This window comes from Janibacter limosus NBRC 16128 (genome assembly GCF_001570985.1).
Classification (GTDB): domain Bacteria; phylum Actinomycetota; class Actinomycetes; order Actinomycetales; family Dermatophilaceae; genus Janibacter; species Janibacter limosus.
In genome coordinates this window covers 1-9,821 of the sequence record NZ_BCSS01000063.1, presented here as the reverse complement: position 1 = coordinate 9,821, position 9,821 = coordinate 1, and the positions used below count along the sequence as shown (strand labels likewise).

The window sequence follows — 9,821 nt, the reverse complement described above, 5'->3', positions numbered from 1 at the left end:
CCCCCCCCCCGCCTCGAGCGAGCGGCGGGTCTCGACGACGAACCACAGCTGGTTGCCGTCCTCGTCGACATGCCCGTCGACGAGGTGTCCGCCCTCGGTGAGCGTGAGCTGCTCGACGGACGTCACTCCCCGGGCCCTCAGCAGGTCGTACTCGTCGGCGACCCGCAGGACAGACCATGGATGCTCCCGCGACCCGTCCCCGGTGGACAGGATCGTGGTGATCGACAGCTCCGCCATGAGGCGCTCGCGGCGCGCGGCCGCCTCGTCACCCTTCGCCTCAAAGGCTGCTGCCAGCACGGCGTGGGCGGACGGGCTGAGGGCAGCCCCGGGCATCTTGCTGGTGAGCTCCCGGATCGCGTCGTCGATCCGGCCCTCCTCGAGCGCGGCACCGGCCACGGCGACGAGGTCCAGGTCGGGGTCGAAGGTGGGCGATCCGGTGACCGCGGACCGAAGTCGTCGCAGCTGCTCCGGTCGCGGGTCGTGGACATAGTCCCCGACCAGCTCCGTCAATGTTGCCCCGCGCATGATGCCTCCAAGTTCCCCGGTGTCCAGCGTGTCGACCCGACCCTAGGGCGGCACCTCGCCGAGGGCGAGGGGGAGGTCTCCCCGTCACCGGCCTCGCGGTTGCCCCCCCCGGCCTGAACGCCATGGACGGCACTCCGGTCCTCGGCCCCAAGGCTGATCACAAGGACTGCAGGTCGCATACTCGGCACCGAAGATCCCCCGCCAATCCGGGGTCACCGACGCAAGGAAGCGTCGACGTGCAGTACTTGTGAGCTCACCAGATCGACTCGACCCACTCCGGGTGGTCGATGAAGGGGTTGCGGTTGCCCTGCCAGTTGGCCTGGATCCGGTCGTTGCGGCGCTGCTCGAAGGCGTCGGGCGGGTCCTCCTGGCTCCACTGCTTGAGCACGGACAGACGGCCCATGTAGGGGTTGGACCCGTTGCCCACCTGGTCGTTGACCTCGAGGTCGACGCGGTCACCGGCCTCGTAGCGCACGGCCATGTAGAAGATCATCCGCGCCACGTCACCCTTGACCGCGTCGCGCGGCTCCCACGAGTCGCCATCGGCGTAGTTGCCCGGGGCCTCAGCGTTTTCGCTGCCGCCGTTGTCGAAGTCGAGGTTGCCGCGGGCCGAGTTGACCGTGACATCGGTCGGTCGCAGGTGGTGCAGGTCGGTGCCGGGGCCGTTGGAGGTACCGAAGTCGCCGTGGCTCTTGGCCCAGACGTGCTCGCGGTTCCAGTTGTCCACTCCCCCACCGTTGTTCGACTTCGGAGAGGTTGTGCCGGAGTAGAGGAGTCGGACGCTGCTCGTGTCCTGGGTGTCCTCGTCGACGTCCTTGAGTCCGTCCCACACCTGCGAGTAGCTGAGCACGGTCTGGTTGCTGATGATCCCGTGCAGCTCGTCCTTCAGCGCCTGTCCGCTCAGGCCCGCGGTCCCGTCGTAGTAGCTGCCGGGGTCGGTCGGCGTGCCCGGGTCGGTCGGCTCATCCGGATCTCCGGGCTCCTCCGGGGTCGAGCCGTCGGCGAGCGCGATGGAGCTGGTGCTCTTGACGCCGGGGTGGGAGAAGTAGGCCGCGAGCGCGCCCGTGATGTCGACCTGCTGTCCCATCAGGTCGGGGTTGGAGGCCAGACCCCACTGCGAGCGCAGGGCCGAGGGGAGCTGCACGTAGAGGATCTTCGAGGTGTCGGTCTCACCCGCCGAGGCGGCGATCGCGATGGCGTAGTCGTTGGGGAAGCCGTCGCGGATGACCGCGTCACTGGCCGTCGGCTGCCCGACGACATGGCCGCGCACGGTCTGGGTCGATCCGTCCTGCTGCCCCAGGGCCGTGCTGACGCTGAGCGGTGCAGCCGCCGCCGCGAGCGAGGACGTGGACTGGTGGATCGCGGAGTCAGCGGCCTGCGAAGGGAGGGCCGGCACGGCCACGAGAGCGGCGGCGCCGGCAAGACCGACGAGGCGGCGGAGGGTGCGGGACATGGGTGGACCTCACGGGTGGGGGCTGGGTGTGGGCCCAGCCTCACCGTCCGAGAGGCCCCGTGGGTGAACGGCGAGTCAACGAAGGGTCGAGGTTCTCCCCCCTTCGTCCATGGAACCGCTGGCGGCCGGGCGGCGTCAGACCATCAGAACCCAAGGAGGACCCATGACCATCCGACGCCGCACCCTCGCCCTCGTCGCCGCTGCCTCATGCCTGCCCGCGCTCACCGGCTGCGGCCTGCTCGAGCCCGAGTCCGGGCCGGTTCCGGTGACCATCACGAGCAGCTCGTGGAACGGCTGGGACCGCAACCACAAGCCGACCCCCAAGACCACGACGATCGACGCGACGAAGGGGGCCAGCGTCCCCTTCACGGGGTTCGTCGACTTCGAGATCACCTTCACCGACGTGGGCGAGGACTCCGTCGAACTGACGACGAGCGAGCCGATGTCACCACGCGGCGAGAGCGGCGGCTTGCACCTGCGGGACACCGAGACCGAGTTCACCGTCGAGCGCGGAGAGACGCTGAGGTTCTCCACGCCGACGATGGACGGCGGCATGCACTACGAGGTCACCCTCGCGTCGAGATGATCAGATCGTCGAGGCGTCGATGACGAAGCGGTAGCGCACGTCGGAGGCGACGACCCGCTCCCAGGCCTCGTTGACCTGGTCGGCCGAGATGACCTCGATCTTGGCGCCGATGCCCTTGTCCGCGCAGAAGTCGAGCATCTCCTGGGTCCCGGGGATCCCGCCGATGTTGGAGCCGGCGAGTGCCTTGCTGCCCCCGATGAGCGAGAAGGCCGGCACGGAGAAGGGCTCGACCGGTCCGCCGACGTTGACCAGGGTGCCCTCGGGCCGGAGCAGGCTGAGGTACTTGCGGATCGGCAGCTCGGCACTCACCGTGTTGAGGATGAGGTCGAACGTCCCCCGCAGGTCGCCAAAGGTCGAGTCATCGCTCGTGGCGCGGTAGTCGGTGGCGCCGAGGGCGAGTCCGTCCTCCTGCTTCTTCAGCGACTGGGACAGCACGGTGACCTCCGCGCCGAGCGCGACGGCCAGCTGGACGCCCATGTGTCCGAGCCCGCCGAGACCGACGACCGCGACCTTGGAGCCCTCGCCGACGCCCCAGCGACGCAACGGCGTCCACGTCGTGATGCCGGCGCACAGCAGCGGGGCGGCGACGTCGAGGTCGATGCCGTCGGGGATCTTCAGCGCGAAGTCTTCCGTGACGACGATCTGCGTCGAGTACCCGCCCTGGGTGATCGAGCCATCGCGGTCGGTCGCGTTGTACGTGCCGATCGCGTCGGGGCAGAACTGCTCGGTGCCGGCCGTGCAGGCGTCGCACTCGCCGCAGGAGTTGACCAGGCAGCCGACGCCGACCCGGTCGCCGACCTGGTGCTTGGTGACGGCGGACCCGACCTCGGCGACGGTGCCGGCGATCTCGTGCCCGACGACGAGGGGATAGGGCGCCTCGCCCCACTCGCTGCGGGCCGTGTGGATGTCGCTGTGGCAGATGCCGGCGAAGGCGATGTCGATGAGGATGTCATTGTCGCCGACGTCCCGACGCTCGATGGTCGTCGCGGACAGGGGTGCGGTGGCGGAGGTGGCCGCCCAGGCCTTCACGGTGCGCACGGATGCGCTCCTCTCGTCAGGGGGACTGATCTCCCACAGTCAACTCCTCGCGCCCCGAGTCACCAAACGAGCTCGGCGTCCTCCGTCATGAGGCCTCGACCGGGACGCCGGTGTCCCGCACGAGGTAGACCCACGGGAAGGCCCGGATGGCGACCTCCCAGCCGTCGTCCTCCCAGCGGCGAAGGGGGCCGGTCCAGACGATGCGCTTGTGCTCCCACTGCGTCGGCGTGCGCCGCACGCGGTGCTTGAGCATGCCCGCCCCGACCGTGCGCCAGCCCTGTCGTCCGGCGATCTCCAGCTCGGCCATCTCGTCGAAGGCGGTCACCGGGCCGAGCCACCGCTCCTCGGCACCGTCCCCGGCCTCGTGGGCGCCGGACGGGCGGGCACCGAAGCGCTGCTGGACGGCCTGCCGACTCATCCCGAGCTCGGCACCGAGCGCCGCCCAGCTGTGACCGGCTCCGCGTGCAGCAGCGACGGACTGCCGCAGCAGCGCGGCGACCTCGTCCTCCGCGGCCGCGGCACGTCGCACGACGGTCAGGTGCTGCTGGGGGTCGCTCTCCGCGTCGAGGCCCTGGAGGATCGCGGCGCCGAGCGCCTCGCTCACCCCGGGGGCCGGGTGCTCAGCGCTGCTCATCACGACTCGGCAGCCAGGCCTCGGGCTCCTCGCCCTGAGCGGCGCTGCGGTCCGATCGGTGGCGCATGCCGAGGCCGTAGACCCCGAGGAGCACGAGCGCCAGGCCGGCGCCCTGGAGCATCCCCCCGAAGAACCCGTCGATGCCAAGACCCACGACCAGGGCGATAGCGCCCAGTCCGATGCCGACCCCGATGAAGAGATTGCCGGTGCGCGTGATGTCCATGCGTCAACTCTAGGTTGACAGGGACGTCCGCGTCAATCAACGGTTGACGTCAGCGCGGCGGGGGCGGTTGGCCCTCCGGAGGCAGACCGTGCCGAGGCAGACCGTGCGCGACCACCGGACCGGCCGCCTGCCACGGCGGCATCCCCTGTCGCAGCCCCCGCGCGATGGTGTCGATGGCCCGTCCGCTGTCGGACCAGTCGCCGACCTCGGCCTCCCACGCAAAGGTCCAGCGCTCACGCACCTCCACTCGCCAGTGCCGGCCGAGGAGCATCCGGCCCACGATGGCGAAGGGGAGGACCAGCAGCAGGAGCAGCATCTCCAGGGCGACGACGAGGCCGAGCACCAGAACCGGGATGAAGAGGATGAGCAGGACGATGCCGATGATCGCGCTGATCGGGTCATCCCCGAGGCTGCCGCTGAAGACGGGCCCGTCGCCCCAGCTGCCGAAGCGCGTCTTGCGCCGCCACGGCATCCACCGGCGCGAGACACGCCATGTGCGGCCCTGCGGATCCACGACCTTCATCGCACCTGCCCCTCCTGCGTCGCTGCTCTCCGACCTGCGCGACAGGCTAGCGTCGAACCATGGCCTCCACGATCCTGCGGTCCCTCACGCTCGTGCCGCTCGCGCTCCTCACCGTGTCCGCGTGTGCGTCGCCCTCCGGAGGCAGCGACGAGGAGCCGGTGACAGTCGTCCTCGTGGCCGACAGCTGGAGCGATGGCGACAGCTCGAGCGACCCGGTCACCACACGCGTCGAGGCGACGAAGGGCCACACCGTGACCGCCAAGGGTCAGCATGAGGACGTCGACGTCACCTTCACCTCCGTCAGCCCTCAGGAGGTCACGCTCGAGACGAGCGACACGATGGCGCCCGAGGGCAAGACGGGGGGCATCAACCTCAATGACACCCGGACCGACTTCACCGTCACCGCCGGCGCACCACTGAAGTTCTCGACGCCGTCCATGGACGGCGGGACGACCTGGGTCGTCACGATCGGGGACGCCGCCTCGCCGACGTCCTGACCCCCTCAGCGCGAGGTCTCCCGCGCGACGAGGAGTCTCAGCAAGGGCGCGGAGTCCGCGGGCAGCGGCTGGTTCACGTCAAGCCACCAGACCTCCTCGATCTCTGCGGCGGGGACGACCGTGGGGCGGGAGCGCCCTGCCAGGTGCGGGTGACTGAAGACGCTCGCGATGAGCGCCATGCCCGCCTCGTTGGCGGCTGCCGTGCGGTGCACCGCGACGAGGTCGAGTCGCTCCGGGTCGAGGACGAGGCCGAGCTCCTCCTCCACCTCACGGACCGCGCACTGCGCAGGGGTCTCTCCCGGCTCCGGCTTGCCGCCGGGGTGCATGAAGGCGTCCGTCCCCCGCTTGCGGACGGTGAGCACGTGGCCGTCGGCATCAGCGAGCACCACGGCGCTGACGACGATCGCATCGCCGACATCGCGCGGCCGGTCGCTGGCGAGCGCGGCGTAGACGAGGGAGTCGGTCCACTCCCCCTTGCTCCAGTAGTCCTGTCGCGGCGTGGCCTCCAGCTGCATCCCGAGCCGCTCGGCAACTCGCGCCGAGGCCGTGTTGCGAGCATCCATTTGAGCGATGATCCGGTGCATCCCGTACCGGGCGAAGCCGATCTCGAGGACCGCGGCCGCAGCCTCTGTGGCAAAGCCCTGCCCCGCGACGTCCGGGCGGAAGGCCCAGCCCATCTCCCCCTTCGCTCCCGTCTCGTCGGTGACCCAGAGCACGACGTCGCCGATCACGCGGCCCTCGCGCTCCACCACGAGGCCGAGGCTGCGGGCCGGAGTGTCCAGCCCCAGACGCAGTAGGCGCTTGGCCAGGTGTTCACGGCCGGTCTCCCGGGTCCACGGGTGGAAGGGGAGGTAGCGCGCCACCTCCGGAAGAGACTCGTACTCCAGCAGCGACTCGAGGTCGTCCTCGCGGTGTGCCCGCAGGGTGAGGCGCTCGGTCCGGATCGGCAGGAAGGTGTCGGCGTGCACCCGTCAAGCATGCCCCGTCGTCGGGGGTGTCCTCGGCGCGCTTCCGTCGAGGGCCTCGCGCCTCCCTGAGCACACACTCAGGGACCGTCTCTAGGCTGGGGTCGGCACCCGACCCCGGAGAGACCATGACCCAGCCCGCCGCGCTGCCTGCAGAACTGCCTGACGAGGCAATCCGTCGGTTCGCGCAGATCCGCGACGACTTCACGCGGATGATGCTCGGCTACCGCTTCGGCATGGAGCAGGTCGCGATGCGGCTGGAGATCCTGCGCGAGGAGTTCGCCGAGCTGCACCTCGACAACCCGATCGAGCACATCTCCACCCGGGTCAAGAGCCCCGAGAGCATCCTGGAAAAGGCGGCGCGCCAGGGTGTCGAGCTCGAGATCCCGGACCTGCGCGAGCACATCACCGACATCGCCGGGGTGCGGGTCATCTGCTCCTTCGTCGCGGACGTCTACCGGCTCGTCGACTCGCTCACCGCTCAGGCCGACATCACGGTGCGGGTGGTCAAGGACTACATCGCCAACCCCAAGCCCAACGGCTACCGGTCGCTGCACGTCATCCTCGAGATCCCGGTCTTCCTCTCCTCCGGTCCGGTGCAGGTGCCGGTCGAGGTGCAGTTCCGCACGGTCGCGATGGATTTTTGGGCGAGCACCGAGCACAAGATCTTCTACAAGTACGAAGGGGACGTCCCTCCCGACCTGCGTCAGCGCATCACGGATGCGGCTGCGACGGCCGCGCGGATGGACGAGGAGATGGCGCAACTGCATCGCGCAGTACACGGCGGGGACTGACGGCGAAAACTGTCCACACCCCCCGTTACCAATTCGTGTCCCAATGCCTTACTCTTCTCGCGACCCCACACACGAGGGGTCGCCACCGGGTCGCCTAATCCTGCCAACCCGACTGGCTCCCCTGGAATCAGCACGGCAGGAGCGGGGGACCCACCGATCCATGGCCGCAACGCCTTGGGGTGAAGTCCTCGTGGTCCACCCGGACCACAGGGCGGAGTGATCTCGACTCCAACCCGACAGCTAACTCCGCAGGCGTAGGAGAGACCCATGTCGATGTTCTACGCCGGACGCCACCGCGGCCCGAGCAGCTCCTCGCAGGCCAGCAAGCGCGCAGGCGCGACCATGGTCGCCGTCGCCGCCGTCAGCCTCGGCACCGCCACCATCGGTGCCCAGTCCGCCAGCGCCGCCCCCTCCGCCCAGTCCGCCACCTCCACGGCCTCCTTCTCCGGCCTGGTCAAGCAGGGCTCCCGCGGCACCGTCGTCAAGCAGATCCAGCGCAAGGTCGGCGTCAGCGCCGACGGCATCTTCGGTCCCGCCACCCGCAGCGCGGTCAAGCGCTGGCAGAAGCGCCACGGCCTCGTCGCCGATGGCATCGTCGGCTCCCGCACCGGCACCAAGATGGGCCTGAAGTCCGGCAGCACGAGCACCCGCTCCACGCGCACCACGACGAAGCCGTCGAGCCAGCGCACCAACTTCACGGGCCTGGTCCGTCAGGGCTCGCGCGGCACCGTCGTCAAGCAGGTCCAGCGCAAGGTCGGCGTCAGCGCCGACGGCATCTTCGGCTCCGGGACGGCTGCCGCCGTCAAGCGCTGGCAGCGCAGCCACGGCCTGACCGCCGATGGCGTCGTCGGCCCCCGCACCGGCTCCCTGATGGGCCTCACCGGCTCCACCCGCACGAGCAGCACCACCTCGCGCACCTCGACCCGCACCCCGGTCTCCGGCAGTGGCGTCCTCAACACGGCAGCGAGCCTCGTCGGGACCCGCTACGTCATGGGTGGCACGACCACCTCCGGCTTCGACTGCTCGGGCTTCACCAAGTACGTCTTCGCCCGCAACGGCAAGGCCCTGCCGCGCACGGCCGAGCAGCAGCGCCAGTCGACCACTCGCGTCTCCTCGCCCCGCGCCGGCGACCTCGTCTTCTTCGGTGCGCCGGCCTGGCACGTGGGCATCTACGCCGGCAACGGCACGATGTACGACGCCGGCAACTCGCGCGTCGACACGAGCAAGCGCGCCATCTGGACCAGCGCCGTCACCTACGGTCGTGTCTGATCGACCGCTGACGACGAAGGGCCCCGACCGTCTGGTCGGGGCCCTTCGTCGTCAGCCCCTTGACCGCCAGGCAGCAGCTCACGCGGAGGTCGGCACCGCGGTGAGCACGACATTGTCGCGATAGTGCCGCTCGCCATCGATGGAGATCACCGGTCCGCCGCAGGTGACGACGACGAGCTGGCGAGGTCCGTCGACCGCGAAGATCGAGCGCGGCAGTGACACCTTGGAGTACCGCTGCAGGCTCGACGTGACGAAGCTGCGCCGCACTCCTTCGCCGTCCGTCACGTAGACCAGGGCTCCTGGCTCCGCCTGCGCGAGCTGCACGAGCGCGCCGGGGGTCCCTGACAGGTCCACGTGACCCGCGAGCAGCGTCGTACCGACCGATGCGGTGATCGGCGACGAGTCGATGTCGAGGCCGACCCGCCACGGCTCTCTCGGGATCGTGAGGTCGCCGCCGCTGAACCGCACCGATGTCAGACTCGCGTAGACCCCGAGCGAGGGGACATAGATGCGGTCGGGCCCCATGTCGTCCGGCGACATGACCAGCTCACTCGACGGCGTGGGGGCGGAGGTGGACGTGGCGGCCGAGGTCGAGGACGAGTCGTCAGGGATCGGGGTGACGGTCGCCGTCCGGGTGCCATCAGGCGTCGGCTCGCTCACAGCGAAGGTCTGTCGTGGGACCGGTGCCGCGACCGGGTCCTCACCGGACATCGACCACCAGATGACTCCTCCCCCGCCCAGCACGAGCAGTGCGGCGAGGACGACGAGGACGGTGCGGCGCAGAGCGGCCCCGTCAGTCGAGCCGGCGGGCGCGCACCGCGACACCCACACCGGAGAGGACGAGCGCGAGGCCGCCCAGCAGACCGAGGGCACGGGTGTCCGTGACATCCGGGACGCCCGCGTTGATCATCCGGGCCTCAGCGCGGATCGGAGCCGCATCATCCCCGGCGAAGTGGCTCTCGCAGGCGATCGCGTCGTCATCGGCGTCGAGCCTGTGTGGATCGACAGCTGGACCACCGTTGGCAGCGAAGAAGGCCTGCGCGTCAGCCTGGGACATGAAGTCCTTGCAGTCCTTGTCCGCGAGGGACACCCTGGCGGACGCAACCTCTTGCGTCTCGACCGTGACAGCGGCGGCCGGGGCGGCAGCGGGGACAGCGGCCTGAGGCGTGACTGCGGCAGTCTGCGGTGCGGCGGGAGCTGCCGGCGCTGCGGCGGCCACCTCAGGTGCGGCGGGAGCCGCCTGAGGCGCAGCGACCGCGGCCTGCGGTGCAGCGGGAACCGCCTGCGGCGCGGCGGGAACCGTCGTGCGGGCGG

At 70.2% G+C, this 9,821-nt stretch carries 12 protein-coding genes, 1 pseudogene and 1 riboswitch; of the genes and pseudogenes, 4 read left to right on the top strand and 9 right to left on the bottom strand.

The features are described 5' to 3' along the window. Both JLI01S_RS15695 and JLI01S_RS15690 read right to left on the bottom strand, forming a co-directional pair. The coding region (locus tag JLI01S_RS15695) for a DUF4919 domain-containing protein (protein WP_084349506.1) at positions 1 to 525 on the bottom strand (525 nt) is incomplete at its 3' end. A 253-nt stretch (positions 526 to 778) separates the two neighbouring features. After that, on the bottom strand, positions 779 to 1,978 hold the full coding sequence (locus tag JLI01S_RS15690; protein WP_068266361.1) for an endonuclease: 1,200 nt from the start codon (positions 1,976 to 1,978) through the stop codon (positions 779 to 781). A gap of 163 nt (positions 1,979 to 2,141) precedes the next feature. Between JLI01S_RS15690 and JLI01S_RS15685 the strand changes: the two genes are divergently transcribed. Further along, on the top strand, positions 2,142 to 2,564 hold the full coding sequence (locus JLI01S_RS15685; RefSeq protein WP_068266360.1) for a hypothetical protein: 423 nt from the start codon (positions 2,142 to 2,144) through the stop codon (positions 2,562 to 2,564). On the opposite strand, the gene JLI01S_RS15680 is transcribed toward JLI01S_RS15685, so the two are convergent. The 4 genes from JLI01S_RS15680 to JLI01S_RS15665 form a co-directional block, all read right to left on the bottom strand. After that, the gene (locus tag JLI01S_RS15680) at positions 2,565 to 3,602 is read right to left on the bottom strand and encodes an NAD(P)-dependent alcohol dehydrogenase (RefSeq protein ID WP_068266356.1); all 1,038 of its coding nucleotides are present in this window, start codon (positions 3,600 to 3,602) and stop codon (positions 2,565 to 2,567) included. It lies immediately after the preceding gene. Between the two features lie 85 nt (positions 3,603 to 3,687). Next, on the bottom strand, positions 3,688 to 4,236 hold the full coding sequence (locus JLI01S_RS15675; protein WP_068266355.1) for a hypothetical protein: 549 nt from the start codon (positions 4,234 to 4,236) through the stop codon (positions 3,688 to 3,690). After that, complete coding sequence (locus tag JLI01S_RS15670; protein WP_068266354.1) at positions 4,223 to 4,459, bottom strand: hypothetical protein; 237 nt, start codon at positions 4,457 to 4,459, stop codon at positions 4,223 to 4,225. Before JLI01S_RS15670 ends, JLI01S_RS15675 begins: the two co-directional genes overlap by 14 nt. A gap of 49 nt (positions 4,460 to 4,508) precedes the next feature. Continuing rightward, on the bottom strand, positions 4,509 to 4,982 hold the full coding sequence (locus JLI01S_RS15665; RefSeq protein WP_068266353.1) for a hypothetical protein: 474 nt from the start codon (positions 4,980 to 4,982) through the stop codon (positions 4,509 to 4,511). A gap of 59 nt (positions 4,983 to 5,041) precedes the next feature. Between JLI01S_RS15665 and JLI01S_RS15660 the strand changes: the two genes are divergently transcribed. Further along, positions 5,042 to 5,479, top strand: a complete 438-nt coding sequence (locus tag JLI01S_RS15660; protein WP_068266351.1) for a hypothetical protein — start codon at positions 5,042 to 5,044, stop codon at positions 5,477 to 5,479. 5 nt (positions 5,480 to 5,484) lie between these two features. On the opposite strand, the gene JLI01S_RS17765 is transcribed toward JLI01S_RS15660, so the two are convergent. After that, positions 5,485 to 6,447, bottom strand: a complete 963-nt coding sequence (locus tag JLI01S_RS17765) for a GNAT family N-acetyltransferase (protein ID WP_369407384.1) — start codon at positions 6,445 to 6,447, stop codon at positions 5,485 to 5,487. A 125-nt stretch (positions 6,448 to 6,572) separates the two neighbouring features. Between JLI01S_RS17765 and JLI01S_RS15650 the strand changes: the two genes are divergently transcribed. Both JLI01S_RS15650 and JLI01S_RS17205 read left to right on the top strand, forming a co-directional pair. Then, on the top strand, positions 6,573 to 7,238 hold the full coding sequence (locus tag JLI01S_RS15650; protein WP_174521331.1) for a GTP pyrophosphokinase: 666 nt from the start codon (positions 6,573 to 6,575) through the stop codon (positions 7,236 to 7,238). A 91-nt stretch (positions 7,239 to 7,329) separates the two neighbouring features. Beyond that, positions 7,330 to 7,502: riboswitch (cyclic di-AMP (ydaO/yuaA leader) on the top strand. A 3-nt stretch (positions 7,503 to 7,505) separates the two neighbouring features. Next, positions 7,506 to 8,507, top strand: coding sequence for a C40 family peptidase (locus JLI01S_RS17205; RefSeq protein ID WP_068266349.1), 1,002 nt, complete (start codon positions 7,506 to 7,508; stop codon positions 8,505 to 8,507). A gap of 78 nt (positions 8,508 to 8,585) precedes the next feature. On the opposite strand, the gene JLI01S_RS15640 is transcribed toward JLI01S_RS17205, so the two are convergent. Further along, on the bottom strand, positions 8,586 to 9,332 hold the full coding sequence (locus JLI01S_RS15640) for a class F sortase (RefSeq protein ID WP_068266347.1): 747 nt from the start codon (positions 9,330 to 9,332) through the stop codon (positions 8,586 to 8,588). Then, positions 9,301 to 9,821, bottom strand: a pseudogene (locus tag JLI01S_RS17320) (excalibur calcium-binding domain-containing protein); the annotation flags it as partial. The gene JLI01S_RS15640 and the pseudogene JLI01S_RS17320, both read right to left, overlap by 32 nt.

Coding starts and splice junctions, on each gene's coding strand:
- JLI01S_RS15690 (WP_068266361.1), bottom strand. CDS start 1,978: ATGTCCCGCACCCTCCGCCGCCTCGTCGGTCTTGCCGGCGCCGCCGCT.
- JLI01S_RS15685 (WP_068266360.1), top strand. CDS start 2,142: ATGACCATCCGACGCCGCACCCTCGCCCTCGTCGCCGCTGCCTCATGC.
- JLI01S_RS15675 (WP_068266355.1), bottom strand. CDS start 4,236: ATGAGCAGCGCTGAGCACCCGGCCCCCGGGGTGAGCGAGGCGCTCGGC.
- JLI01S_RS15670 (WP_068266354.1), bottom strand. CDS start 4,459: ATGGACATCACGCGCACCGGCAATCTCTTCATCGGGGTCGGCATCGGA.
- JLI01S_RS15665 (WP_068266353.1), bottom strand. CDS start 4,982: ATGAAGGTCGTGGATCCGCAGGGCCGCACATGGCGTGTCTCGCGCCGG.
- JLI01S_RS15660 (WP_068266351.1), top strand. CDS start 5,042: ATGGCCTCCACGATCCTGCGGTCCCTCACGCTCGTGCCGCTCGCGCTC.
- JLI01S_RS15650 (WP_174521331.1), top strand. CDS start 6,573: ATGACCCAGCCCGCCGCGCTGCCTGCAGAACTGCCTGACGAGGCAATC.
- JLI01S_RS17205 (WP_068266349.1), top strand. CDS start 7,506: ATGTCGATGTTCTACGCCGGACGCCACCGCGGCCCGAGCAGCTCCTCG.